Raw genomic sequence first — 25,332 nt, 5'->3', positions numbered from 1 at the left:
CCGACGGGCGCGTCGGTGGCGACGGGGGCGCCGGTGGCGAGGCGGATGGTGCCGGCGAGGCGGACGGTGCCGGCGACGCGGCGCCGCAGGGAGCGACGGACGGCGACGCGCCCGCCGGCGACGACGCCCCGACGCCCGGCGCCGCGACGCCGAGCCCCGACGCCACGCGCGGCACCGACGACGAGCAGCCGGTGGAGCCGGTCACGCTCCTCGTCGTCTCGGACCTGCACTGCAACGTCGGCATGGCGCCCCTCGTCGGCACGCTCGCGGAGCTGGCGGGCGTCGACGCGGTGCTCGACGCGGGCGACACGACGATGAACGGCACGTCGGTCGAGCAGTACTGCGTGACGTCGTTCGCACGCGCGGTCCCGTCGGGTGTCCCGCTCGTCACGTCCCCCGGCAACCACGACTCGCGCGACACGACGCGCCGGTACGCCCGCGCGGGCGCGACCGTGCTCGACGGGTCGGTCGTCGACGTCGCGGGCGTCCGCGTGCTCGGCGACCGCGACGCCAACGAGACGCGCGTGGGCGGCGGCACGACGGCGACGGACGACGAGACGCCGGGTGAGCAGGCCCGCCGGCTCGCGGAGACGGCGTGCGACGACGGCGACGTCGACCTGCTGCTCGTGCACACGCCGACCGCCGGCGACGAGGCCCTCCGGGACGGGTGCGTGCCGGCGCAGGTGTCGGGCCACTACCACCGCCGCGTCGGCCCCGAGCAGGTCGGCCTCGGCATCCGGTACATCAGCTCGAGCACGGCCGGTGCGACGCTCGGCCAGCCGACGGTCGGCCCGCTGCGCGGCGTGGCGGAGCTGACGCTGCTGCGGTTCGACCCGCGGGACCGGCGCTTCCTCGACGTGCAGGTGGTGCGCGTGGCGCCCGACGCGACGGTGACCGTCGAGGACCGGCAGCCGTGGCCGGACGTCGTCGAGCCGGAGGCGGACGAGGCGGGCGCCGACGGCACGGGTCGGGACGGCACGGGTGCCGACGGTACGGACCCGGGCGGCACGGACCCCGACGGCACGGCCCCGGACGCCCCGTCGGCCGGCGACCCCGGCGCGGGCGACGCGCCCGCCGGCGGCGACGGCTCCGTCGACGGCGGGTGAACACCTGACCGCAGGTACGGACGGGGTCTTGCGCATCGGCGACGGAGGTGTTGCCCTGGTGCAGCCGACGGCCGCAGGGGGTGGCCGCCGGCGACCTCGGGGGAGGGAACCGCGTGCGCCGTGCGTCCGTCGTCGTCCTGGCCGTGCCGCTCGCCGCGGCGCTCCTCGTCGCGCTGGGCGGGCCGGCGACGGCAGCCGCCGGCGAGGACGCCCTGCGCGCCGGCGAGTCGCTGACGGCCGGCCAGGCGCTGCTCGCGCCGGGCGGCGCGCACACGCTCGTGGTGCAGCCGGACGGTGCGCTCGGCCTGTACGCGCTCGACGGCACGGTGCGCTGGTCGTCGGGGCGGGGCGTGCCGGGATCGACGCTGCGCACGACCGAGGCCGGCGACGTCGAGCTGGTCGCGCCCGACGGCGGCGTGGTGTGGCGCACGGGCACCGCCGCGGCGGGCGGTGCGCTGCAGGTCCGGGACGACGGCGACCTCGTCGTCGTCGACGCGGCGGGCGCCGTCGCGTGGCAGAGCGGCACGGCGCAGGAACCCGCCAGCCTGTCGGGGCCGGTCCGCCTCGACGCGGGCGACGTCCTGTCGTCCCCCGACGGCCTGCACAACCTCTTCGTGCTGCCGGACGTGGGCGTGCAGCTCATGGGCCCCGACGGCACGGTCCGGTGGACGCCCGGGGCGGGCGACCGGGACGCGACGGCGCCGGCCGCACCGGCGGTCGCGCTGGAGCTGCGCCCCGACGGGAACCTCGTCGCCGTCGACGAGGACGGCGCGTGGCTGTGGCGCAGCCGGACGGCCGGGCAGGGCGGCACGACGCTCGCGGTGCAGGACGACGGGACGCTCGTGCTGGTCGACCGCGACGGCGTCCCGGTGTGGTCGTCGGGCGAGCCGATCGGCCCCGCGGAGCTCGCGCCCGGCGCCGAGCTGGGCGCCGGTGCGTCCCTCGGCTCGCCGTCCGGGCACCTGCGCGTCGAGGTGACGGACGGCGCGCTCGTCGTCGCGCTGGACGGCGAACCGCTGTGGACGTCGGGGACGACGACCGGCGCGACGGCGCGCCTGCAGGAGGACGGCGACCTCGTGCTGCTCGACGCCGCGGGTGCGCCGGTGTGGGGTACCGGCACCGCGGGCCGGCCGGGCGCGCGGCTCGTCCTCGAGGAGGCCGCGGTGGTGCTGCACGGCCCCGTGGGCGAGGTGCTGTGGCAGGTGGCCGCGCCCGCCGCGCGCGTGCCGACCGGTGCGCAGCCCACCGACTGCGACCTCGTCGACGGCCCGGTCGCGCAGGGCGACACGGTCGTCACCCGCAGCGGCATCCGCGTGCACCCGTGCCTCGCGCAGGCGGTGGACGCGCTCGTCGAGGACGCCCGCGCGGACGGCGTCGAGCTGCGCGGCGGCGGGTGGCGCAGCGGCGAGCAGCAGGTCGCGCTGCGCCGGGCGCACTGCGGCCCGACGGACTGGCACGTGTACGAGGCGCCGGCGTCGTCCTGCTCGCCGAGCACGGCGCGGCCCGGCTCGTCGCGGCACGAGCGCGGCCTCGCGGTCGACTTCACCGTCGGCGGCCGCACGCTCGGCTCGGCGTCGGCCGGCTACGTGTGGCTCGCGGAGCACGCCGCCGCGTACGGGCTCGAGAACCTGCCCGGGGAGCCGTGGCACTGGAGCGTGGACGGGCACTGAGCGGCGCCGCCGACGTCCCGCGGAGCGCCCTACCCTGGTGCCCGTGACCTCGGACAGCCCCGCCCCGCTGACGGCCGTCGGCCAGGACTACCTCAAGGTCATCTGGGGCGCCCAGGAGTGGTCGGACGCGCCCGTGACGACCAAGCTGCTCGCCGGCCGCCTCGGCGTGGGGGCGTCCACGGTGTCCGAGACGGTGCGGCGGCTCGCGGACGCCGGGCTGGTGACGCACCGGCCGTACGGCGCGGTCGAGCTGACGGACGTCGGCCGCGCGCACGCGGTCGCGATGGTGCGCCGGCACCGGCTGCTCGAGACGTACCTCGTCGAGAAGCTCGGCTACGCGTGGGACGAGGTGCACGACGAGGCGGAGGTGCTCGAGCACGCCGTGAGCGACCGCTTCGTGGAGCGCGTGGCGGAGCTGCTCGGCCACCCCGACCGCGACCCGCACGGCGACCCGATCCCCGGCCCGGACGGCACGGTGCACCTGCCGGACGCGCGCGTGATGTGGGAGGTGGAGCCGGGCGCGTACGTCGTGGCGCGGATCTCCGACGCCGACCCGGAGCTGCTGCGGTACCTCGACGACGTCGGGCTCGTCCTCGACGCCCGCGTGCGCCTCGACGAGCGCCGCGCCGTGACCGGGGTGGTGAGCGTCGAGATCGACGGCGCGCCGCCCGCCCGCGTGGAGCTGGGCGAGGTCGCGGCGAGCGCCATCTGGCTCGCCGCGCCGGTCCCGGCGTAGTCTGAGCGCATCCCCCGAGCGGCCGACGGCGTCCCTCGACCTCTGCTCGAATCGATTCGAGGCCGCGTGACCGTCACCACCCCGCACCCGACCACGTCACGGCGCGCCCGCACGGCGCTGCTCGCGCTCGCGCTCGGCGGCTTCGGCATCGGCACCACCGAGTTCGCCACGATGGGCCTGCTCCCGGAGATCGCGACGGACCTCGACGTGTCGATCCCCGTCGCGGGCCACGCCATCACCGCGTACGCGCTCGGCGTCGTGCTCGGGGCCCCCACGCTCGCCGCGCTCGGCGCGCGTACCGACCGCCGTCGGCTCCTCCTGGTGCTCATGGCGGCGTTCACGGTGGGCAACGTCCTGGCGGCGTTCGCCCCGACCGCCGAGACGCTGGTGGCGGCGCGGTTCCTCGCGGGGCTGCCGCACGGCGCGTTCTTCGGCGTCGGCGCGGTCGTCGGCACCGCCGTCGTCGGTCCCGAGCGCCGCGGCCGCGCGGTCTCGGCCATGATGGCCGGCCTCACGGTCGCCTGCGCGGTCGGCGTGCCGCTGTCCTCGGTGGTCGGCCACGCCGTGGGCTGGCGGTGGGCGTTCGTCGCGGTCGGCGGCATCGGGCTCGCGACGCTCGTCGCGCTGCGCGCCTGGACGCCGTCGCTGCCCGCGGCCGCCGACGCCACGGTGCGCGGCGAGCTCGCCGCGCTGCGCAACGGCCCCCTGTGGGTGGCGTTCGGCGCGGGCGCGATCGGGTTCGGCGGCATGTTCGCCGTCTACTCGTACGTCAAGCCGCTGCTCACCGACGTGAGCGGGCTCGCGGTGACGACCGTGCCGCTCGTGCTCGCGCTGTACGGCGTCGGCATGACGGCCGGCACGCTCCTCGGTGGGCGCCTGGCCGACCGCTCGGTGCTCGGCACCGTCGTCGGCGGCATGGTCGCGACCATCGCGGTGCTCGTCCTGATCGCGCTCGTCGGGCCGTGGCCGGCGGCGGTGGTCCCCGCGCTCGTGCTGCTCGGCGTCACGTCCCAGGTGCTCGGCCTCGCGCTGCAGACGCGGCTGATGGACGTCTCGCCCGCGGCGCCGTCGCTCGGCGCGGCGCTGTGCCACTCCGCCCTCAACCTCGGCAACGCCGCCGGCGCGTTCCTCGGCGGGCTGGTCATCGCCGGCGGCTGGGGCCTGCTCGCGCCCGCGTGGGTCGGTGCCGCGCTCACCGCGCTCGGGCTCGTCGTCGTGCTGGCCGTGGGTCGGACCGCGCCGCCGGCGGCGTCCGAACCGCCGCAGGACGGCCCTCGGGCGGCCTCCCCGACGGGGGTGCACGCGACCGTGTGACGCGCGCCCGCGCCGCCCGCGTCGGGTTGTCGGGGCGTCCGTGGGCGGGGGTAAGGTCGTCCCGTGCTGGCGGACAGGTTCCTCCTTCGACGCCGCGGCGAGACCCCCTAGGCCGGTCGCTCGTCGCGGTGTGCGTGGTGCCGGCTGACCCCCACGAACCCCCCGCGGCGAAGGACCACCATGAGCCAGGCCCCCACCACCACCCCCGACGACGTCCCGTTCCGGTACACGGCCGCGCTCGCCGAGCAGATCGAGCTGCGCTGGCAGGACGAGTGGGAGCGCCGCGGCACGTACTTCACGCCGAACCCCGTCGGGCACCTCACGGACGGTGACGGCCGGCACGCCGACCCGTCCGCGCGCCCGTTCTACGTCATGGACATGTTCCCGTACCCGTCGGGCGCGGGCCTGCACGTCGGCCACCCGCTGGGGTACATCGCGACCGACGTCGTCGGCCGGTACCGGCGGATGTGCGGCGACAACGTCCTGCACGCGCTGGCCTTTGACGCGTTCGGCCTGCCCGCCGAGCAGTACGCCGTGCAGACGGGGCAGCACCCGCGCACGACCACCGAGGCGAACATCGCGATCATGCAGCGCCAGCTGCGCCGCCTGGGCCTGGCGCACGACCCGCGCCGCTCGTTCGCGACCATCGACCCCGGGTACGTCCGGTGGACGCAGTGGATCTTCCTGCAGGTCTTCGGCGCCTGGTACGACGAGGACGCGGTGCGCCCCGACGGCGGCCACGGCCGCGCACGGCCGATCGCGGAGCTGGTCGAGGAGCTGGCGTCGGGCGCGCGTCCCGTGCCGGCGGACGTGCCGGGCGTGCCCGAGGGCGCCGCGTGGGCCGACCTGGACGAGGCGACGCGTCGCCGTGTCGTCGACAGCCGGCGGCTCGCCTACCTGTCCGACACGCCCGTCAACTGGGCGCCGGGCCTGGGCACCGTCCTGGCGAACGAGGAGGTGACCGCGGACGGCCGGTCCGAGCGCGGCAACTTCCCCGTGTTCCAGCGCAACCTGCGCCAGTGGAACATGCGCATCACCGCGTACGCGGACCGCCTGACGGACGACCTCGAGCACATCGACTGGCCCGAGAAGGTCAAGTCGATGCAGCGGCACTGGATCGGCCGCTCGACGGGCGCGCGCGTGCGCTTCGACGTGCAGGGCGGCGCCGAGGTCGAGGTCTTCACGACCCGGCCCGACACGCTGTTCGGCGCGACCTTCATGGTCGTCTCCCCGGAGCACCCGCTGCTGGACCAGGTCCCGGCGGCGTGGCCCGACGGGACGCACGACGTGTGGACGGGCGGGCACGCGAGCCCCACGGACGCGGTGGCGGCGTACCGCGCCGAGGCGGCGGCGAAGACGGCCGTCGAGCGGCAGCAGGACGCGGGCCGCAAGACCGGCGTCTTCACCGGCCACCTCGCCGTCAACCCCGTCAACGGGGCCCTGCTGCCGGTGTTCACGGCCGACTACGTGCTCATGGGGTACGGCACGGGCGCGATCATGGCCGTGCCCGGCGGCGACGAGCGCGACTTCGCGTTCGCCCAGGCGTTCGAGCTGCCCGTGGTGCACACGATCGACGCGCCCGAAGGCACCCCGGAGGGCGCGCGCACCGGCGACGGCCTGGTCATCAACTCCGCGAACGACGAGCTCGACCTCGACGGGCTCACGGTCGCCGAGGCGAAGGAGCGCGTCGTCGCCTGGCTCGCCGAGCGCGGCGCGGGGGAGAAGACGGTGACGTACCGCCTGCGCGACTGGCTGTTCAGCCGGCAGCGCTACTGGGGCGAGCCGTTCCCGATCGTGTACGACGAGGACGACACGCCCATCGCGCTGCCCGAGTCCCTGCTGCCCGTCGAGCTGCCGGACGTCCCGGACTTCTCGCCGCGCACCTACGCGCCCGACGACGCGGACTCGGAGCCCGAGCCGCCGCTGGGCCGCAACGAGGACTGGCTGCACGTCGAGCTGGACCTCGGCGACGGGCCGAAGCGGTACCGCCGGGACGCGAACACCATGCCCAACTGGGCGGGCTCCTGCTGGTACCACCTGCGCTACCTGGACCCGCAGGCCGACGACGCGGTCGTCGACCCCGCGCTGGAGGAGTACTGGCTGGGCCCGGGCCACGGGCACCAGCCCGCCGGGTCGGTCGGCGGCGTCGACCTGTACGTCGGCGGCGTCGAGCACGCGGTGCTGCACCTGCTCTACGCGCGGTTCTGGCACAAGGTGCTGTTCGACCTGGGCCACGTGCGCAGCGCGGAGCCGTTCCACAAGCTGTTCAACCAGGGCTACATCCAGGCGTACGCGTACACCGACGACCGCGGCGTGCACGTGCCCGCGGCGGAGGTCGTCGAGGACGCGGCGTCGCCCACGGGCTTCTCCTGGCAGGGCGAGCCGGCGCACCGCGAGTACGGGAAGATCGGCAAGTCGCTGAAGAACGCGGTGTCGCCCGACGAGATGTACGAGGCGTACGGCGCCGACACGCTGCGCGTCTACGAGATGTCCATGGGGCCGCTGGACCTGTCGCGGCCGTGGGAGACGCGGGCCGTCGTCGGTGCGCAGCGCTTCCTGCAGCGGCTGTGGCGCAACGTCGTCGACGAGCGCACGGGCGAGCTCGTCGTGTCGGACGACGCGCCGTCGACCGAGACGCTGCGGCTGCTGCACCGCACGGTCGCGGACGTGCGGGACGACATGGAGGCGATGCGCATCAACACCGCGATCGCCAAGCTCATCGTCCTGAACAACCACCTGACGACGCTCGAGCGGGCGCCGCGCGCGGCGGTCGAGGCGCTCGTCGTCATGACCGCGCCCGTCGCGCCGCACCTCGCCGACGAGCTCTGGCAGCGGCTCGGCCACGACCGCTCGGTCGTGCACGCGCGCTTCCCCGAGGCCGACCCGGCGTACCTCGTCGAGGAGACCGTCACGTGCGTCCTGCAGGTCGCGGGCAAGGTCCGCGGCCGTGCGGAGGTGTCCCCGACGGCGACCGAGGACGAGCTGCGGGGGATCGCGCTCGCCGACGCCGGCGTGCAGCGCGCCCTCGACGGACGCGACGTGCGGGTCGTCGTGGTCCGCGCGCCGAAGCTCGTCAACGTGGTGCCCGCCTGAGCGCGGCGCCCGCGCCGCACCCGCCCCGGGTCGCGGTCGTCACGGACTCGACGTCGGCCCTGCCGCCCGCCCTCGCGGCGGCGGCGGGGCTGACGGTCGTGCCGCTCGACGTGACCATCGACGGCGCGCGGCACGTCGAGGGCGTCGACGTCACGCCGGCCCAGCTGCTGCGCGCGCTCGAGCGCGGTGCGCGCGTGACGACGTCGCAGCCGCCGCCGTCGGCCTTCGCCGCCGCGTACGAGCGGGCCGCCGCGGCGGGCGCCCGCGAGATCGTCTCCGTGCACCTGTCGGGGGAGATGTCCGGCACGGTGCGCTCGGCGCGGACCGCCGCCACCGTGAGCCCCGTCCCGGTGCGCGTCGTGGACTCCGGGACGGTGGCGCTGGGCCTGGGCTTCGCGGCGCTCGCCGCGGCGCGCTGCGCCGGTACCCCCGTGCCGGACGCCGCGCCCGAGGACCCGCGGGCACGACGCCGCCGGTCCGTCGGCGGCGGTCGCGGCGGGCGGCGACGCGGCCCCGCGCCGGTGTGGACCGACGTCACCCGCGTCGCCGAGGTGGCGGCGGCCACGGCCGCGGGCACGCGCACGTGGTTCCTCGTGGAGTCGCTCGAGCACCTGCGGCGCGGCGGACGGCTCAGCGCGCCGGCCGCGGCGCTCGGCACGGTCCTCGGGCTCCGCCCGCTGCTGGCGGTGCAGGACGGCCGCGTCGTCGTGGCCGACAAGGTGCGCACGCGCCGCGCCGCGCGCGAGCGCATCGAGCAGGTGGCGGCCGCGGACGTCGCGGGGCGCGGCGCGGTCCGGATCGGCGTGCACCACGCCGGCGACGTCGACGCCGCCCACGACCTGGCCGCGCGGCTCGCCGACGGTGCGCACGACGCCGTCGAGGTGGTCGTCGCGGACGCGGGCGCCGTGCTCGGCGCGCACGCCGGGCCCGGGCTGCTCGCGGTGGTCGTCGCCGACGCCTGAGCGGCAGGCGTGACCGTGCCGACCGGCGCGCGCGGTGCCGGTCGTCGAGCCGACCCCAGCCCGCCGGCACGCCCGGTCGTCCACCAGCGCCCCGTCGCCGGGCCGAGCCGGGGCGGCCGGCTCCCTAGCGTGCCGTCGTGCCCTCCCGCGACCGCCCCCAGCCCGCCGTGGCGCACCGCCTGGCCGCGCTGGCCGGCGGCGACCGGACGACGTCGCGCGTGGTGGCGTCCGCGCCGGCGGGTGCCGGCGACGGACCCCGTGCCGGCGACGGTCCCCGTGCCGGCGACGGTCGCCGTGCCGGCGACGGTCCCCGTGCCGACGGCGCGTCCCGGACGGGGGCCGGGACGGGGCTCGGGCCGGCGCCGTGGCGGGCGCACCGGTGGCGCGCCACCGGGCCGACGTGGCCGGAGCTCCCGCCGCCGGGCGCGAGCACGCACCGGCCGGTGACGACGCCGGCGCCCTCCGCCGCGGGATCGCCGACGGCCGTGGAACCGCCGCCCGACGCGGTGCCGACCGATGACGCGGTGCCGACGGCCGACGCGGTGCCGACGGTCGGCGCGGTGCCGACGGTCGGCGCGGCACGGGGGGTCGGCGTGGTGGTGCCGGTCGACGTGATGCCGACGACCGGCACGGCGCCGTGGACCTCCACGGTGGTCGGCCCGGGCTGGACGCCGCGCCCGCCGACCGCGTCCCGGCCGGACCCCGTACCGCCGCAGCCTCGTGCGCCGCGGGAGGAGTCGCCGCACCCCGGGGGGACGCAGCCCTCGCGCGCAGCGCACGCCACCACCGTCGACGCCCTCGCGGACGCGTCGTGGCGCGTCCGAGGTCCAGGGAGCGCGCAGGGGACGCGCGGCACGGGGAGCGCGTCCGGTGCCGCGCCGCACGCAGCAGCCGACGTCGCGTCGGGCGACGACGGCACCGACACGGCGCCGCAACCGCCCCCGCAGCCGCACCCGCCGGCGCCGCGGTCCCGGGCGCGGTGGGCCGTCACCCCGCGCGCCGCGGCCGCCGCCGCGCTCGCCGTCGCGCTGCTCGCCGGGGGCGTCGCGCTCCGGGCGTCCACCGCGCCCGACGGCGCGCCCGTGGAGGTGCCGCGCCCGCGCGCGGCGGAGGCCACGACCGGTCCGCCCCCGCCGGAGCCGGCGCCCACCGGCTCGGCGCGCCCGGCGGTGGTGCACGTCGTCGGTGCGGTCGCGGTGCCCGGGCTCGTGACGCTGCCCGCCGACGCGCGGGTCACCGACGCGGTCGCCGCGGCCGGGGGAGCGGCGCCCGACGCCGACCTGGCCGGCGTGAACCTCGCGCGCACGGTCGTCGACGGCGAGCAGCTGCGCGTGCCGCGCGCGGGCGAGGTCGTCGCGGCCCCCGCGGTGCCCGCGCCCGGTGCGGCGACGGGGGCCGGCGGCGCAGGGCCGCAGCCCGCGGGCGTCGACCTCAACACCGCCGACCTCGGTGCGCTCGACGCCCTGCCGGGCGTCGGTCCCGTGCTCGCCCAGCGGATCCTCGACCGCCGCGCGGAGGCACCGTTCACGTCGGTCGACGAGCTCGACGAGGTGAGCGGCATCGGTCCCGCGGTGCTCGAGCGGCTGCGTCCGCACGTGCGGGTGTGAGCGCCGTCCGGCCGCGCGTCGACCTGCGCCTGCTGCCGTCCGCGGCGGTGGCCTGGGGCGCCGGGGCGTGCCTGGTGCTCGTCCCGCTCGACGCGGTCCGCCTCGTCGCCGCGTGCGGCGCGGCCGCGCTCGTGCTCGGCGCCTTCGTGCTCGTGGCGTGCACGGGCCGCGCACGGTCCCGGGTGCTGCCGGGCGTGGTGCTGGTCGTGGTCGTCGGGCTCGCCGTCCTCGGTGCGGGAGCGTCGCAGCGCGTGGCCGCCGCGCCGGCCGGCGTCGTCCGGGCGGCGCAGGCGGGCGAGCTCGTCGACGTCGTCGGACGCGTCGCCACGCCGCCGCGACCGCTCGGCGGCGGCGCGGGCGCACGGCGGGTCGCGGTCACCGTCGCGGCGGACGCGGTCCGCTCGGCGCGCACCGGCGAGCTGCTCGGGGTGCGCGTGCACGTCGAGGTGCTCGTGCCGGCGGCGAGCTCTGCGGACCCGGGCGAGGTCGCGCAGCCGGCGCTCGACGCGGGTGTGCGGATCGCCGTCCGCGGACGCGCGTCCGTGCGCCCGACCGGCGAGCGGGCGGCGGTGGCCGTCGCCGCGCGCGGCGCGCCGCGCCTGCTCGACGGTGCGCCCGCGGGGTCCGCGTGGTCCGTGGCCGCGCGCGAGCACGCGCGCGAGCTCGCCGCCGCCCTGCCCGGTGACGCGGGTGCGCTGCTGCCCGGTGTGACGGTCGGGGACACGGGTGCGGTCCCGGTCGACCTGCGCGACGCCATGCGGACGTCCGGGCTCGCGCACCTGACGGCGGTCTCGGGCGCCCACTTCGCCCTGCTCGGCGCGCTGGCGCTGGCTGCGACCGGCGCGCTCGGGGCGCCGCGTGTCGTGCGCGCCGCGGCGGTCGGTCTCGTCGGCACGGCGCTCGTCCTCGTCGTCGGGCCCGAGCCGAGCGTCGTGCGCGCGGCGGTCATGGGCGCGGTCGGCCTCGTCGGGCTGCTGGCCGGGCGCCGGTCGCTGGGCCCGCCGGCGCTGTGCACCGCGGTCCTCGTGCTGCTCGTGCACGACCCCTGGCTCGCGGTGGCGCCCGGGTTCGTGCTGTCGGTCGGCGCGACGGCCGGCCTGGTCGTGGTCGGGCCGCCGCTCGTCGCCCGCTGGGCGCCGCGCTGCGGTCACGCGACGGCGGGCGTGCTCGTGGCGCCCGTCGCCGCGCAGCTCGGCTGCCTGCCCGTGGTGCTCGCGCTGTGGCCCAGCCTCGGGCTGTGGTCCGTGCCGGCCAACCTGCTCGCGGCCCCGGTGGTCGCGCCCGCGACCGTCCTCGGCCTGGGCGCCGTCGCGCTGGCCGGCTGGTGGCCCGCGGGCGCCGGTGCCCTGGCGGCGGTCGCGGGCGCCGCGTGCTGGTGGACCGGCGCCGTCGCGCGCGTCTGCGCCGGGCTGCCCGGCGCCGCCGTCCCATGGCTGCCCGGGCCGGTCGGCGCGGGCTGCGCGCTGCTCGTCGCGGTCGCGGCGGCCGTGCTGCTCGCGGGCCGGGCGCAGCGCGGCTGACGGGCCGCGCCGCGCTGTCGGCGGGGTCCGGCACACTGGGTCCGTGCCCGCCCGCCCCGCGTCCCGCTCGTCCGCGCGCTCGTCGTCCGCGCGCTCCTCGTCCTCGGGACGCCCGGCCCGGGGCGGCGGCGCCCCCGCCGGCGTCCCGTGGACGCAGGCCGAGCCGGCGCCGGTCGTGCTGGTGTCGGGCCCGGAGGAGCTGCTGGCGGAGCGCGCGGCCGAGCGTGTCGTCGCCCGGGTGCGCGAGCGCGACCCGGACGTCGAGGTCGTCCGCGTCGACGCGGCGCAGTACTCCGCCGGGGAGCTCGCGGTGCTGACCAGCCCGTCGCTGTTCGCGGAGGGCAAGGTCGTGCTGGTCGAGGGCGTGGAGCGCTCGGGCGACGCGCTGCTGCTCGACGCGGAGGCGTACGTCGCGCGGCCGGTGCCCGACGTCGTCGTCGTGCTCCGGCACGCCGGCGGCATGCGGGGCAAGCGGCTGCTGGACGCGGCGCGCGCCGCCCAGGTCCCCACGGTGTCGTGCGAGGCGGTCAAGTCGGACGCCGACAAGGCGTCGTTCGTCCAGGACGAGCTCGCGCGCGCCGGTCGCCGGGCCGACGCCCGCGCGGTCCGTGCGCTCGTGGACGCCGTGGGGTCGGACCTGCGCGAGCTGGCGGCGGCGTGTGCCCAGCTGGTGGCCGACACGAGCGGCCTCATCGGCGAGGAGGTCGTGCAGCGCTACCACGGCGGGCGGGTCGAGGCGACGGGCTTCCAGGTCGCCGACGCGGCCGTCGCCGGGGACGCCGGGCGCGCCGTCGCGCTGCTCCGGCACGCCCTCGCGACCGGCCTCGACCCCGTCCCGGTCGTGGCGGCGCTCGCCGCGCGCCTCCGCACGCTCGCCAAGGTGGGGGCCGTGCGCGGTCGCGGCGCGGCCGCGGCGCGCGAGCTGGGCATGGCGCCGTGGCAGGTCGACCGTGCCGCGGCCGACCTGCGGCGGTGGACGCCCGAGGGCCTCGCCGCGGCGATCTCCGCCGTCGCCCAGGCCGACGCCGAGGTCAAGGGCGAGGGTCGCGACCCGCGGTTCGCGGTCGAGCGGGCGGTGCTGCGGGTGGCGGGGGCGGTCGACCGCTGACGGTGCGGCCGCCGCGCGCCGGCGGTCAGCGCCCGACGAGTCGCGCGCCCGCGCGGTCGAGCACGCCGGCGCGCTCGATGAGGTTGCCCTGGAACAACGTCAGCCCCAGGTCGCGCGCGTGCCGCAGGGTCTCCGGCGCCTCCACGTACTCGGCGATGAGCATGGCGCCGAACGACCGCGCCACGCCGACCACCGGGTGGCCCTCGACGTCGAGGTCGCGCACGTCGATCTTGACGAAGTCGGCGTGCGGGAGCAGCCGGCGCTGGTCGGCCCGGTCGACGAACGACGGCAGCGCGACGCGGAAGCCGCGCTCCCGCAGCCGCCGGATCCCGGCGAGCACCTGCGCGTCCACCTCCGTGGTGGCGCTCACCTCGAGGACGAGGCGGTCGGGGCGCGCAGGCACCTCGAGCTCGCCCACGAGGTGCGCGCGGGGGCACCGGACGAAGAGCAGGCGGCCGTGGGCGACGCTCTCGAGCTCGGCGCGGCCGAACGTCGCACGCAGCACGTGCTCGGTGGCGCGCTCGTGGTCCCGCGGGCCCCACCCGCGCGCGACGTCGGCGTGGTGGCCGGGCGCGCGGTAGCTGAACTGGTAGCCGAAGGGCCGCCCGTGCATCGAGTAGATGCCCTGGCGCGCGACGAGCACGGGCTGCTGGGCGACGTGCTGCTCCCAGGCGCGCCGCAGGTCGTGCGGGATCGCCGCGTCGACCGCAGCGCCCAGCCGCGCCAGCGTCGACTCGCGCCCGTCGGAAGTCATGGCGACCATGACACCACATGTCGCGCCCTGTGATCGCGTGGCGAGGGGGTGGAATCCTCGGCTGACCCGTCCGGACGCACCCGAGGTTCCCGCCGTGCCGCCCGGTGTGTCACCCTTGCCGCGACGTCCCCGGCCTGGCGAGGACGTCGTCTGTCCCGCCCAGGCGCCGAGCCCTGACAGGAGTACGACATGAAGTCCGTCGCCGCTGCCCTCGCCGCCCTCGTCCTCACCGGTTCCCTGGCGGCCGGCCTCCCCGCCGTGACGGCCGCGTCGGTGTCGCTCAACGGCGGTGCCGCCGGTTGCTGCAAGGACGCGGTCTGACCCGGTGACCCGCCGGTGGGGCGCCCGTGAAGGAGTCGCGGCGCGTCCCACCGTGCACGCTCACCGCCGCGGGTGACGACGCCCGCGGGACCTGGACGCGACTCGCCGCTGTGAAGGTCTGGCGCACACGGGCGTCATACGTAGAATGACTTCTCATGACGACCATCGGTGACCGTGTGCGCGAAGCGCGCCTGGCGGCAGGGCTCTCGCAGACCGCCCTCGCCGGCAACGCGTTCTCACCCAGCTACATCTCCCTCATCGAGGCCGGGCACCGGGAGCCGACCGACGCCGCGCTGACCGTGCTGGCGGAGCGGCTCGGCACGACGCTCGAGTTCCTCAAGCACGGGGACGACGGGCCCAACGAGGCCCGCACCCGCCTGGAGCTCGACTACGCCCGCCTCGACCTCGCCAGCGGCGACGCGTCCGGTGCCGTCCACCGCATCTCCGGGCTCGACCTGTCGGTGATCACGCCGGCGCTGCGCTCCGAGGTCCTCACCACGCTGGCGCGTGCGCACGAGATGACGGGCGAGCTCGAGGCCGCCATCACGATCCTCGAGCCGCTGCTCGCGGAGACGCAGGGGCGCAACGACCAGCTGCGCGCCGCCGTGCTGACCACCGCGCTCGTGGGCTGCTACCTCGAGGCGGGCGACCTGCACCGCGCCGTCGAGGTGGGGGAGCGCACCCTCGCCGACCTCGACACGGCGGACCTCGTCGGCACCGACGAGCACCTGCGCCTCGCGTCGACCGTGCTGTGGGCGTACGTCGAGCGCGGCGACCTGCTCTACGCGACGCACCGCGCCTCGGAGCTGGTCCGCCTCGCGGAGTCGCTCGGCACCCCGCGCGGCCGCGGCTCCGTCTACTGGAACGCGGCGCTCGTCGCCGAGCAGCGGCGCGACTACGAGCTCGCGCAGCGGTACACGGAGCGTGCGCTCGCGCTGCTCTCCGAGGGCGAGCCCGACCGCGACCTGCCGCGCCTGCGCGTCAACTACGCGTGGCTGCTGCTGCGGTCCGACCCCGCCGACCCGCGGGGCGCGCTCGAGCAGATCGACCTCGCGCAGCCGGGCCTCGCGGCCGCGGGCTCGACGGTCGACGTCGCGCGGCTGCAGGTCGAGCGCTCGCGCGCGCACCTGCTGCTCGGCGACGTGCCGGCGGCCGAGGTCGACGCCCGCGCCGCGCTGACCGCGCTGGGTGAGGCCCCGCGGCTCGAGGCGGCCACCGCGCACCTGGCGCTCGGCGACGTCCTCGCGGCGCGCGGCGACCAGGACGGTGCCGCGGCGGCCTACCGCTGGGGTGCGGACATGCTCGGGATGATGGCCGCGACGCGGCACTCGGCCGGGGTGTGGCGCGAGCTGGGCGACCGCTACCTGCGGCGCGGCGACGTCGACGAGGCCGCCAAGGCCTACGACCGCGCGCTGCGGGAGGCGGGCTTCCAGCCGTCCGTGCCGACCGGCACGCCGCACCAGACCTGGTCGCTCGGCTGACCGGTGGGCGGCGGGGGCGACGCTCCCGCCGCCGGGCCGCACGCCGGTGCGGACACGGACGAGGGCGTCACCCCGCAGGGGGGGTGACGCCCTCGTTCGGTGGAGCGTGGTGCGGTGCTGCGGCCGTGGCCGTCAGCGACGGTCGTCAGAGACCGTTGACGGCCTTCGCCAGCGCCGACTTGCGGTTGGCGGCCTGGTTGGCGTGGATGACGCCCTTCGACACAGCCTTGTCGAGCTTGCGCGACGCCGTCACGAGGGCCGCGGCAGCCGCGTCCTTGTCGCCGCCGGCGACGGCCTCGCGGACGCGACGCACGTACGTCTTCAGCTCCGACTTGACGGCCTTGTTGCGCAGGCGCGCCTTCTCGTTCGTCGTGATGCGCTTGATCTGGGACTTGATGTTCGCCACGTGTGGACTCTCTGGTGTGGTCGCCGAAGCGATCTGACAGGTCGTAGAGGGCGTGCGCAGCGCCGGGACTGGGGCGTGGGGATACCCGCGGGGAACGGCCTGCGCAGGTGTCCGCCGACCCGGGCGGACACGCAGATCACGATGCTACCAGCCGTGCAGGCGCCCGGCGGCCGCCGCGACGTGGTCGAACACGTCACGGTCGAGGGCCGCACCCTCGCGCCGGACCGCGTCGACGCGCAGCCGCAGGACGCGGTCGAGCCGCACCTCGCTGGGGCGGCGACGCGGGTCCCAGCCCCCGGTGCCGACGTCGGTCCACACCCGGCCGTGGCGCGCCTCGTCGGCGGCGTCGCGGTCGTGGTCCTGGCTGCTGAGCATCAGGGCGACGAGCGTCCCGCCGTCGCGGTCCAGCACGAGGACCGGCCGGTCCTTGCCGCGGGACGGGTCGTCCTCGTACGGCACCCACGCCCAGACGACCTCGCCGGGGTCGGGTGCGCCGTCGGCCCGCGGGGCCCTGGTCGGGCGGACCGCCGCCGGGCCCGCGCGGCGCTGCCGCGGCCGGACGGCGTCCGCGACGGCGCGCAGCACGGACGTCCAGCGGTGGGAGGGCACGGGCCGAGCGTAGCGACACGCCCGCGGCCTGCGTCGACGCGCGCGCACTCCGGCGGCGGCGCCCGGGCGAGCGCTGTCCCGCTCGTAACGCGTCGTTGACACGGCAGGACTACATTCGCGGCCATGGCGGACCTGTTCGACGACTACCCGGCAGGGGCTGCCTGGGACGAGATGATCGGCCCGGACGGCGAGGTCCGGACGGCGTACCGCAACGTGCACGCGGCCCTCGCGCAGCTGTCCGACGGCGAGCTGCGGGCGCGCGCCGACACGCTGGCCCGCTCGTACCTCACGCAGGGCGTCACGTTCGACTTCGCGGGCGAGGAGCGGCCGTTCCCGCTCGACGTCGTCCCGCGCGTGGTCGGTGGCGACGAGTGGGAGCACGTGGCGCCCGGCGTGCAGCAGCGGGTGCGGGCGCTCGAGGCGTTCCTCGCCGACGTGTACGGGCCGCAGAAGGCCGTCGCCGACGGCGTGGTGCCGCGCTCGGTCGTCGTCTCCTCGACGCACTTCCACCGCGCCGCCCGCGGCATCGAGCCGCCCAACGGGGTCCGCGTGCACGTGTCAGGGATCGACCTCGTGCGCGACTCGCTGGGCGGGTGGCGCGTGCTCGAGGACAACGTGCGCGTGCCGTCGGGCGTCAGCTACGTGCTGAGCAACCGCCGGGCGATGGCGCAGACGTTCCCCGAGCTGTTCGCGACGCTGCGCATCCGGCCGGTCGTCGACTACTCGCGGCGGCTGCTGGCGGCGCTCATCGCCGCGGCCCCGGCGGGCGTCGACGACCCCACGGTCGTCGTCCTCACCCCGGGCGTCTACAACAGCGCGTACTTCGAGCACACGCTGCTCGCGCGGACGATGGGCGTCGAGCTCGTCGAGGGGCGCGACCTGTACTGCTCCGGCGGGCGCGTGTGGATGCGCACCACGCAGGGCCGGCGGCGGGTGGACGTCATCTACCGGCGGGTCGACGACGAGTTCCTCGACCCGGTCGTGTTCCGGTCCGACTCCCTGCTCGGCTGCCCGGGCCTCATGACCTGCGCACGCCTGGGCACGGTGACCCTCGCGAACGCCGTCGGCAACGGCGTCGCCGACGACAAGCTCCTCTACACGTACGTCCCCGACCTCATCCGGTACCACCTCGGCGAGGAGCCGGTGCTGCCCAACGTCGACACGTGGCGCCTGGAGGACCCGGGCGCGCTCGAGGAGGTCCTCGACCGGCTCGACGAGCTCGTGGTCAAGCCGGTCGACGGGTCGGGCGGCAAGGGGCTCGTCGTCGGCCCCGCCGCGTCCCGGGCCGAGCTCGACGCCCTGCGGTCACGGCTGCGCGAGGACCCGCGCGGGTGGATCGCGCAGCCGGTGGTGCAGCTGTCGACCGTGCCGACCCTCGTCGACGAGGGGCTGCGTCCGCGCCACGTCGACCTGCGCCCGTTCGCCGTCAACGACGGCGACCAGGTCTACGTCCTGCCGGGCGGGCTCACGCGCGTGGCGCTGCCGGAGGGCCAGCTCGTCGTGAACTCGTCGCAGGGCGGCGGCTCGAAGGACACGTGGGTGCTCGGCGGACGCGTCCCGCGGCGCTCGCAGCAGCAGGCGCAGCACCAGCGCCCGCCCGTCGCGCAGGACGCGTCGGTCCCGATCGACGCGAACCCGCAGGACGCGCGCGTCCAGGTCATGCAGCAGCAGCAGCAGGGGCAGCAGCAGGCGGCCGGGGGTGCGACGTGCTGAGCCGCATCGCCGAGTCCCTGTTCTGGATCGGCCGGTACGTCGAGCGGGCGGACGACACCGCGCGCCTGCTCGACGTGCACGTGCAGATCCTCCTCGAGGACCCGTGGGCCGAGGAGGACGCCGCGTGCCGGTCGCTGCTGTCGGTCATGGACCGGCCGGCGCCGCCGCCGGACGTGGAGGTGGGCCGCGAGCACGTCCTCGACGTGCTCGCCTACGACCGGTTCTCCCCGTCCGCGATCGCCGGTGCGCTCGTCTCGGCCCGCGAGAACGCGCGGCGCGCGCGCGAGATCGTCTCGACCGAGCTGTGGGAGTGCCTCAACGCCACCTGGAACCAGCTGCCGACGCACATGCGCCCGACCCGCCCGCACGACTACTTCACGTGGGTGCGCGAGCGGGCCGCGATCGTCGCCGGGATCATGGACGGCACGACGTCGCGCGACGAGACCTGGTCGTTCATGGTGCTCGGCCGCTCGATCGAGCGCGCCGACATGACGGCACGCCTGCTGACGACGCGCGCGCTCGCGGGCTCGGCCGGCCCGGGCTGGACGACGCTCCTGCGCTCGTGCGGCGCGCACGAGGCGTTCCTGCGCACGTACCGCGGTACCGCCCCCGACGAGCGGGCCGCCGGCTTCCTGCTGCTGGACCGCCTCTTCCCGCGCTCGATCGTCTCGGCGCTGAACCAGGCGGAGGCCTGCCTGACGGCGTTGGAGCCGGTGAGCGACCGCGCCGGCATCGACGACGCCCGTCGCCACATCGGCCACGTCCGCTCGAACCTGGAGTACCGCCCGCTCATGGTGATCCTCGACGACCTCCCGCGCGAGATGGAGCTCGTGCAGCGCGCGTGCTCCGCCGCCTCGGACGCGATCCGCGGGCGCTACTTCCCGTCGGGCGCGGAGCTGACGTGGGTGGGGGAGGCGCTGTGAGCCGGCTGCGGATCGTGCACACCTCGGCGTTCCGGTACGCGGAGCCGGTGCAGGCGTCGTACAACGAGGCGCGCGTGACGCCGCTGTCGCAGCCGGGGCAGTCGGTGCTGGCGACGCGGGTCGACGTGCAGCCGCAGACGTGGTCGCACGACTACCGCGACTACTGGGGCACGCACGTCACCGCGTTCGAGGTGCTCGCGCCGCACCGGTCGCTGCTGCTCACGGCGGAGCACGTCGTGGAGGTCGTCGACCGCTCCGCCCCGTCGGCGGACGTCGGGTGGGACCTGCTGCGGGGCGCCGAGGTGCGCGACCGGCTCGCGGAGTTCCTCGCCGACGAGGCGACGACCACCGTGCCGGAGGACGTCGTGGCGCTCGCGCGCGCGGCGGCGGACGGCCGCTCGCCGGCAGCCGCCGCCGAGGCGGTGTGCCGCGCGGTCCGCGCGGAGCTGGAGTACATCCCGGGCGTCACGACGGTGCACACGCCCGCCGCGGAGGCGTGGGTGGCACGGACCGGGGTGTGCCAGGACATGGCGCACCTCGCGCTCGGCGCCCTCCGCTCGGTCGGGATCCCCGCGCGGTACGTCTCCGGCTACCTGCACCCGGACGCCGGGGGCGAGGTGGGACGCACCGTGAGCGGCGAGTCGCACGCGTGGGTCGAGTGGTGGACGGGCGAGTGGTACGGGTTCGACCCGACCAACCGGGTCGCCGCGGGCGACCGGCACGTCGTGCTCGGCCGGGGGCGGTCGTACGACGACGTGCCGCCGCTGCGCGGCATCTACGCCGGTCCGCAGACGGAGGACCTCGTGGTGGAGGTGCGCATCACGCGCGAGGCGTGAGGGCGGCGGCGCACCGGCCCGCCGTCACGGGACGAGGCGCGAGCCGAGCAGGACGTCGAGCGCCGCCCGGTCGCCCCGCACCCGCAGCCGCGCGTCGTCCGGCGTCGTGCGCCGCCACAGCAGCAGCGCGAGGTCCTGCGCCGGCCCGGTGACGACGACATCCGGCTCTCCACCCTCCGACCCCGCGCCCTCCAACCCTGCGCCGTCCGACCCCGCGCCGTCCGACCCCGCGCCGTCGGGCCCTCCGCCGTCGGGCTCGGCAGCGCCGAGGGTCCAGGAGCGGCCGGCGTCGTCGGCGTCGACGCGCACCTGCACCGCCAGCGGTGGCGTGCGCCCCAGCCGCACCTGCCGCGGCTGCATCACCGTGACGAGCTCGTCCACCGTGTCCGCCCACAGCGCCGGGGCGGGCGCACCCGCCACCGGTGCCGGGCCGGGGAGCCCGGCGGCCCGCTGCAGGTCGACCAGGTGCACCAGCGTCTCGTGCACCTGACGGCGGTGCCAGAACACCGCGGGGCCGGGGCCGAGCAGCGTGCTGGAGGGCGCGCCGGGGTCCAGCGCCGCGAGCGTGCCCCGCAGCTCGGCCGCGCAGCGGGCGTAGAGCTCGTCGAGCACGAACGGCCCGCGCCCGAGGGGGACCTCGCGCCGGCGTGCCGCCTCCGCCGCCGCCCAGTGGTGGATGCGTGCCAGGTGCACGACGAGGTCGCGCACGCGCCACCGGCCGCACCACGGCACCCGCGCCTGCGGGTCGGCGCGGCGGGCGCCGTCGAGGAAGGCGTCCTGCAGGTGCGCCAGGACGTCGAGGTAGGTGGCGTCGCAGCCCGGCGGCCGCACCACCGGTCCCGCGGGGACCGGTGGGGCCGACACGTCGCTCGTCATGGGAGCATGGTGGTACCGACCCGCGACCGCCCACCAGGGCCGAGCCGCCCCGTCGGAGCCGACCGAGTACGACAGACCTCCGGCGCCGCCCACCGGCGCCCCCACGACCCGGGAGCCTGAGAGCGCGTGTCCCCGATCCCGAGCGCCGCCGCCGCGGCACGCATCGCCCCGGCGGCCACGACGCCCGAGCTGCTGCGCAACTTCTGCATCATCGCGCACATCGACCACGGGAAGTCGACCCTCGCCGACCGCATGCTGCAGCTCACCGGCGTGGTCGAGGCGCGTGCGATGCGCGCGCAGTACCTCGACCGCATGGACATCGAGCGCGAGCGCGGCATCACCATCAAGTCGCAGGCCGTGCGCATGCCGTGGGAGGTCGACGGCACCCCGTACGCGCTCAACATGATCGACACCCCGGGCCACGTCGACTTCACGTACGAGGTCTCGCGCTCACTGGCCGCGTGCGAGGGCGCCGTGCTGCTGGTCGACGCGGCGCAGGGCATCGAGGCGCAGACGCTCGCGAACCTCTACCTCGCGCTCGAGAACGACCTGCAGATCATCCCGGTGCTCAACAAGATCGACCTGCCGGCGGCCCAGCCGGAGAAGTACGCCGAGGAGCTCGCCGGCCTCGTCGGCGGCGACCCCGAGGACGTCATGCGCGTCTCCGGCAAGACGGGCGAGGGCGTCGAGGCGCTGCTGGACCGCATCGTGCGGACGGTGCCGGCCCCCGTCGGCGACGCCGCCGCGCCGGCCCGCGCGATGATCTTCGACTCCGTCTACGACACCTACCGCGGCGTCGTGACGTACGTGCGGGTCGTCGACGGCCACCTCGACCCGCGCGAGCGCATCGCCATGATGTCGACGCGCGCGACCCACGAGCTGCTCGAGATCGGCGTCATCTCGCCCGAGCCCGTGCCCACCAAGGGGCTCGGCGTCGGCGAGGTCGGCTACCTCATCACGGGCGTGAAGGACGTGCGTCAGTCGAAGGTCGGCGACACGGTGACGAACTCCGCCAAGCCCGCGTCGGAGGCCCTGGGCGGCTACTCGGACCCGAAGCCGATGGTCTTCTCGGGGCTGTACCCGATCGACGGCACCGACTACCCCGTGCTGCGCGACGCGCTCGACAAGCTCAAGCTCAACGACGCCGCCCTGAACTACGAGCCCGAGACGTCCGTCGCGCTCGGGTTCGGCTTCCGCGTCGGGTTCCTCGGCCTGCTGCACCTCGAGATCATCCGCGAGCGCCTCGAGCGCGAGTTCGACCTCGACCTCATCTCGACGGCGCCGAACGTCGTCTACGACGTCGTGCTCGAGGACCGCACCGAGGTCCGCGTGACGAACCCGAGCGAGTTCCCCGGCGGCAAGATCCGCGAGGTGCACGAGCCGGTCGTCAAGGCGACGATCCTCGCGCCCAGCGAGTTCATCGGCGCGATCATGGAGCTCTGCCAGGGCAAGCGCGGCGACCTCCAGGGCATGGACTACCTGTCCGAGGACCGCGTCGAGATGCGCTACGTGCTGCCGCTCGCCGAGATCGTCTACGACTTCTTCGACCAGCTGAAGTCGCGCACGCGCGGCTACGCGAGCCTCGACTACGAGCCCATCGGCGACCAGGTCGCGGACCTGGTGAAGGTCGACATCCTGCTGCAGGGCGAGCAGGTCGACGCGTTCAGCTCGATCGTGCACAAGGACAAGGCGTACGCGTACGGCGTCATGATGACGGCGAAGCTCAAGGACCTCATCCCGCGCCAGCAGTTCGAGGTGCCCATCCAGGCGGCGATCGGCTCCCGGATCATCGCGCGCGAGACGATCCGCGCGATCCGCAAGGACGTGCTCGCCAAGTGCTACGGCGGTGACATCACCCGCAAGCGCAAGCTGCTGGAGAAGCAGAAGGAGGGCAAGAAGCGCATGAAGACCATCGGCCGGGTCGACGTGCCGCAGGAGGCCTTCATCGCCGCGCTGACGTCGGAGGGCGCCGGGTCCAGCGGCGGCCGGGACGCGAAGGACGCGAAGAAGAAGTGACGGTGCGGGCATGAGCCCGGCGCTGCCCGACGGCGACGTGCCGCCGGACGACGGCGGGCTGCCGCCGTCGGTCGTGGCGCGCTCGGCCGGGCGCGCGTTCGGCGTGTACCTGCACGTGCCGTTCTGCGCGGTGCGCTGCGGCTACTGCGACTTCAACACGTACACCGCCACCGAGCTCGGCGGCGGCGCCAGCCTGGCCGCGTACGCCGCGACGGCGCTCGGGGAGATCGCGCTCGCGGACCGCGTGCTGCGCGACGCCGGGCTGCCGGCGCGACCGGTCTCGACGGTGTTCGTCGGCGGCGGCACGCCGACGCTGCTGCCCGTCGACGACCTCGTGCGGCTGCTGGGCGGCGTGCGGGACACGTGGGGCCTGGCGCCCGACGCCGAGGTGACCACCGAGGCGAACCCGGACTCGGTCACGCCGGACGCCCTGCGGCGCCTCGCTGCGGCGGGGTTCACGCGCGTGTCGTTCGGCATGCAGTCGGCCGTGCCGCACGTGCTGGCGGCCCTCGACCGCACGCACGACCCGCGGCGCGTGCCGGACGTCGTGCGGTGGGCGCGGGACGCGGGGCTGCGGGTGTCCCTCGACCTCATCTACGGCACGCCGGGGGAGTCGCTCGACGACTGGCGGCGCAGCCTCGAGGCGGCCCTGGCCACCGGCGTCGACCACGTGAGCGCCTACGCGCTCGTCGTCGAGGCGGGCACGCGCATGGCCGTCCAGGTGCGCCGCGGCGAGCTGACGCTCCCCGACGAGGACGACCAGGCCGCCAAGTACGAGCTCGCGGACGACCTGCTGACGGCGGCGGGCCTGCACTGGTACGAGGTCAGCAACTGGGCGCGCACGCCCGCCGACGCCTCCCGGCACAACCTCGGCTACTGGCGTGGCGACGACTGGTGGGGGATCGGCCCGGGCGCGCACAGCCACGTCGGCGGCGTGCGGTGGTGGAACGTCAAGCACCCGCGCGCGTACGCCGACCGCCTCGGGGCGGGGCGCAGCCCGGCGGCGGGTCGCGAGGTGGTCGACGAGACGACGGCCGAGCTCGAGCACGTCATGCTCGGTGTGCGGATCGCGCAGGGGCTGCCCATCGGTGAGCTCGCGCCGACCGCGCGCGCCGCGGTGGCCGGTCTCGTCGCGGACGGGCTCGTCGACCCGCGGGCGGCGCTCGGCCTCGACGGCACGCGCCGCGTCGTGCTCACGCGCCGGGGGCGGTTGCTCGCCGACGCCGTCGTGCGGACGCTCGCGGCCTGACCGGCGTGCGCCCGGCGCCCTGCCCGGGCGCGCTGCCCCGGCCCGCGTCCTGCGGCCGGCGTCGGCGGACGGGCGTCAGCGGACGAGACGGACGGAGACGGGGTACCGGAACCACTCGCCGCGCGAGGCCGCGACGGCGCCGACCACGTGCAGCACGGCGCCCGCGACCAGCACGACGTACGGCAGGAAGCCGAGCAGGCCGAACGTCAGCACGGCCGCCACGGTCGTGACCATGGCCGCGCCGAGCACCGTGATCTGGAAGTTCAGCGACTCCTTGGCGTGGTGCTCGACGAACGGGCCGCGTCCGCGCAGCACGAGCCAGATGACGAGCGGGGCGACGAACGACACGAGGAGCGGCAGCGCGTGCGCGAGCACGGCCCACGTCCGCTCGTCCTCGGGACGCAGGGGCGGGCCGACCGGGGGCACGGGGTAGCCGCTCACCGGACCAGCTCCAGCGTCACGGGGTACCGGTACGTCCCGCCGCTGCTCACCGCGACGGCCGCGAGCACCGAGAGCACGAGGCTCGCGACGCCGATCGCGACCATCGCGATCCAGCCGACGAACCCGATGAGCGGGAACTCCGCGAGGATCCGCGCGGCCACCAGGGCGACGAGGACGGTCAGCTGGAAGTTGAGCGCCACGAGCGCCTGGTGGGCGACGCCGTGGTCCTTGCCGCGGTGCACGAGCCACACGACGAGGGCCGTGACCCAGCCGACGTAGAAGTAGGCGAGGATCCCGCCGAGGTGCGCGAGGACGGCCCACGTCGCGGCGGGCGTCGAGCGGGCCGGCGGTGCGGCGTACGGGTCGTGCGACACGGGTGCTCCTGAGGTGGGGGCGCCCGGCACGGGTGCGGCCGGACGGGCGATTCGTCCGGGTCGCAGCGTACCGGCGCGGACGGCGCGCGGGGACGCACGGCCGTGCGTCGCCTTGACACCGCTTCGCCCGTGTCGGTTCGCTGACCTGCGTGGGCGCACCGTGCGCCCGTCGGACAGGAGAGCCCGCGCATGAGCGAGAATCCCGGCGGCACGCCGC

The 25,332-nt window shown here is 76.7% G+C and carries 22 protein-coding genes; 16 read left to right on the top strand and 6 right to left on the bottom strand.

From position 1 onward, the window contains the following. The 9 genes from ACFUMH_RS11200 to holA all read left to right on the top strand — a co-directional run. The coding region (locus tag ACFUMH_RS11200; RefSeq protein ID WP_378204872.1) for a metallophosphoesterase at positions 1-1,106 on the top strand (1,106 nt) is incomplete at its 5' end. Positions 1,107-1,219: 113 nt separating this feature from the next. After that, positions 1,220-2,776, top strand: coding sequence for a D-alanyl-D-alanine carboxypeptidase family protein (locus ACFUMH_RS11195; protein ID WP_378204869.1), 1,557 nt, complete (start codon positions 1,220-1,222; stop codon positions 2,774-2,776). Between the two features lie 43 nt (positions 2,777-2,819). After that, the gene (locus ACFUMH_RS11190; RefSeq protein WP_378204866.1) at positions 2,820-3,512 is read left to right on the top strand and encodes a metal-dependent transcriptional regulator; all 693 of its coding nucleotides are present in this window, start codon (positions 2,820-2,822) and stop codon (positions 3,510-3,512) included. 66 nt (positions 3,513-3,578) lie between these two features. Continuing rightward, positions 3,579-4,826 (top strand): MFS transporter, encoded by a 1,248-nt coding sequence (locus ACFUMH_RS11185; RefSeq protein WP_378204863.1) that lies wholly within the window; start codon positions 3,579-3,581, stop codon positions 4,824-4,826. Positions 4,827-5,006: 180 nt separating this feature from the next. After that, positions 5,007-7,919, top strand: a complete 2,913-nt coding sequence (leuS, locus tag ACFUMH_RS11180) for a leucine--tRNA ligase (protein WP_378204860.1) — start codon at positions 5,007-5,009, stop codon at positions 7,917-7,919. Beyond that, positions 7,916-8,881, top strand: a complete 966-nt coding sequence (locus ACFUMH_RS11175) for a DegV family protein (protein ID WP_378204879.1) — start codon at positions 7,916-7,918, stop codon at positions 8,879-8,881. Before leuS ends, ACFUMH_RS11175 begins: the two co-directional genes overlap by 4 nt. Before the next feature lie 137 nt (positions 8,882-9,018). Next, on the top strand, positions 9,019-10,488 hold the full coding sequence (locus tag ACFUMH_RS11170; RefSeq protein WP_378204857.1) for a helix-hairpin-helix domain-containing protein: 1,470 nt from the start codon (positions 9,019-9,021) through the stop codon (positions 10,486-10,488). Then, positions 10,485-12,008, top strand: a complete 1,524-nt coding sequence (locus ACFUMH_RS11165) for a ComEC/Rec2 family competence protein (protein WP_378204853.1) — start codon at positions 10,485-10,487, stop codon at positions 12,006-12,008. The genes ACFUMH_RS11170 and ACFUMH_RS11165 overlap by 4 nt, the downstream gene beginning before the upstream one ends. A gap of 175 nt (positions 12,009-12,183) precedes the next feature. Then, positions 12,184-13,116 carry a DNA polymerase III subunit delta gene (holA, locus tag ACFUMH_RS11160; RefSeq protein WP_378204876.1) on the top strand — a complete coding sequence of 311 codons (933 nt, stop codon included), beginning with the start codon at positions 12,184-12,186 and terminating at the stop codon, positions 13,114-13,116. A gap of 25 nt (positions 13,117-13,141) precedes the next feature. On the opposite strand, the gene ACFUMH_RS11155 is transcribed toward holA, so the two are convergent. Then, positions 13,142-13,870, bottom strand: a complete 729-nt coding sequence (locus tag ACFUMH_RS11155) for an EAL domain-containing protein (RefSeq protein WP_378204850.1) — start codon at positions 13,868-13,870, stop codon at positions 13,142-13,144. 189 nt (positions 13,871-14,059) lie between these two features. On the opposite strand from ACFUMH_RS11155, the gene ACFUMH_RS11150 reads away from it, so the two are divergent. Beyond that, entirely contained in the window at positions 14,060-14,191 is a 132-nt protein-coding gene (locus ACFUMH_RS11150) for a hypothetical protein (protein WP_378204845.1), read from the top strand. 155 nt (positions 14,192-14,346) lie between these two features. Beyond that, entirely contained in the window at positions 14,347-15,672 is a 1,326-nt protein-coding gene (locus ACFUMH_RS11145) for a tetratricopeptide repeat protein (protein WP_378204842.1), read from the top strand. 145 nt (positions 15,673-15,817) lie between these two features. Here ACFUMH_RS11145 and rpsT read toward each other — a convergent pair whose 3' ends face one another. Together rpsT and ACFUMH_RS11135 are read right to left on the bottom strand one after the other, a co-directional pair. Further along, the gene (gene rpsT / locus ACFUMH_RS11140) at positions 15,818-16,078 is read right to left on the bottom strand and encodes a 30S ribosomal protein S20 (RefSeq protein WP_378204838.1); all 261 of its coding nucleotides are present in this window, start codon (positions 16,076-16,078) and stop codon (positions 15,818-15,820) included. 144 nt (positions 16,079-16,222) lie between these two features. Further along, positions 16,223-16,687 (bottom strand): type II toxin-antitoxin system PemK/MazF family toxin, encoded by a 465-nt coding sequence (locus ACFUMH_RS11135; RefSeq protein ID WP_378204835.1) that lies wholly within the window; start codon positions 16,685-16,687, stop codon positions 16,223-16,225. Between the two features lie 123 nt (positions 16,688-16,810). Between ACFUMH_RS11135 and ACFUMH_RS11130 the strand changes: the two genes are divergently transcribed. Genes ACFUMH_RS11130 through ACFUMH_RS11120 form a run of 3 tightly spaced genes read left to right on the top strand, consistent with a single transcriptional unit; the run spans position 16,811 to position 20,159 of the window. After that, on the top strand, positions 16,811-18,400 hold the full coding sequence (locus ACFUMH_RS11130; protein ID WP_378204832.1) for a circularly permuted type 2 ATP-grasp protein: 1,590 nt from the start codon (positions 16,811-16,813) through the stop codon (positions 18,398-18,400). Further along, the gene (locus tag ACFUMH_RS11125) at positions 18,394-19,323 is read left to right on the top strand and encodes an alpha-E domain-containing protein (RefSeq protein ID WP_378204829.1); all 930 of its coding nucleotides are present in this window, start codon (positions 18,394-18,396) and stop codon (positions 19,321-19,323) included. Before ACFUMH_RS11130 ends, ACFUMH_RS11125 begins: the two co-directional genes overlap by 7 nt. Next, entirely contained in the window at positions 19,320-20,159 is an 840-nt protein-coding gene (locus ACFUMH_RS11120; protein WP_378204826.1) for a transglutaminase domain-containing protein, read from the top strand. Before ACFUMH_RS11125 ends, ACFUMH_RS11120 begins: the two co-directional genes overlap by 4 nt. A 24-nt stretch (positions 20,160-20,183) precedes the next feature. Here the strand turns inward: ACFUMH_RS11120 and ACFUMH_RS11115 are convergent, their stop codons facing one another. Beyond that, complete coding sequence (locus ACFUMH_RS11115) at positions 20,184-21,035, bottom strand: maleylpyruvate isomerase family mycothiol-dependent enzyme (RefSeq protein WP_378204823.1); 852 nt, start codon at positions 21,033-21,035, stop codon at positions 20,184-20,186. A 126-nt stretch (positions 21,036-21,161) separates the two neighbouring features. Between ACFUMH_RS11115 and lepA the strand changes: the two genes are divergently transcribed. Then, positions 21,162-23,051, top strand: a complete 1,890-nt coding sequence (gene lepA, locus ACFUMH_RS11110) for a translation elongation factor 4 (RefSeq protein ID WP_378204818.1) — start codon at positions 21,162-21,164, stop codon at positions 23,049-23,051. A 10-nt stretch (positions 23,052-23,061) separates the two neighbouring features. Next, positions 23,062-24,300: a radical SAM family heme chaperone HemW gene (gene hemW, locus ACFUMH_RS11105; RefSeq protein ID WP_378204815.1), complete on the top strand. Its 1,239-nt coding sequence runs from the start codon at positions 23,062-23,064 to the stop codon at positions 24,298-24,300. A 75-nt stretch (positions 24,301-24,375) separates the two neighbouring features. Here the strand turns inward: hemW and ACFUMH_RS11100 are convergent, their stop codons facing one another. Together ACFUMH_RS11100 and ACFUMH_RS11095 are read right to left on the bottom strand one after the other, a co-directional pair. After that, positions 24,376-24,741, bottom strand: coding sequence for a DUF4870 domain-containing protein (locus ACFUMH_RS11100; protein ID WP_378204812.1), 366 nt, complete (start codon positions 24,739-24,741; stop codon positions 24,376-24,378). Beyond that, the gene (locus ACFUMH_RS11095) at positions 24,738-25,115 is read right to left on the bottom strand and encodes a DUF4870 domain-containing protein (protein ID WP_378204809.1); all 378 of its coding nucleotides are present in this window, start codon (positions 25,113-25,115) and stop codon (positions 24,738-24,740) included. Before ACFUMH_RS11095 ends, ACFUMH_RS11100 begins: the two co-directional genes overlap by 4 nt. Between the last annotated feature and the right edge of the window lie 217 nt (positions 25,116-25,332).

Origin of the sequence: Cellulomonas sp. NPDC057328 (genome assembly GCF_042667215.1) — a bacterium.
Lineage (GTDB): Bacteria > Actinomycetota > Actinomycetes > Actinomycetales > Cellulomonadaceae > Cellulomonas.
This window is presented reverse-complemented; position numbering and strand designations above follow the sequence as displayed.

Coding starts and splice junctions, on each gene's coding strand:
- leuS (WP_378204860.1), top strand. CDS start 5,007: ATGAGCCAGGCCCCCACCACCACCCCCGACGACGTCCCGTTCCGGTAC.
- ACFUMH_RS11155 (WP_378204850.1), bottom strand. CDS start 13,870: ATGACTTCCGACGGGCGCGAGTCGACGCTGGCGCGGCTGGGCGCTGCG.
- ACFUMH_RS11150 (WP_378204845.1), top strand. CDS start 14,060: ATGAAGTCCGTCGCCGCTGCCCTCGCCGCCCTCGTCCTCACCGGTTCC.
- ACFUMH_RS11145 (WP_378204842.1), top strand. CDS start 14,347: ATGACGACCATCGGTGACCGTGTGCGCGAAGCGCGCCTGGCGGCAGGG.
- ACFUMH_RS11130 (WP_378204832.1), top strand. CDS start 16,811: ATGGCGGACCTGTTCGACGACTACCCGGCAGGGGCTGCCTGGGACGAG.
- ACFUMH_RS11115 (WP_378204823.1), bottom strand. CDS start 21,035: ATGACGAGCGACGTGTCGGCCCCACCGGTCCCCGCGGGACCGGTGGTG.
- hemW (WP_378204815.1), top strand. CDS start 23,062: ATGAGCCCGGCGCTGCCCGACGGCGACGTGCCGCCGGACGACGGCGGG.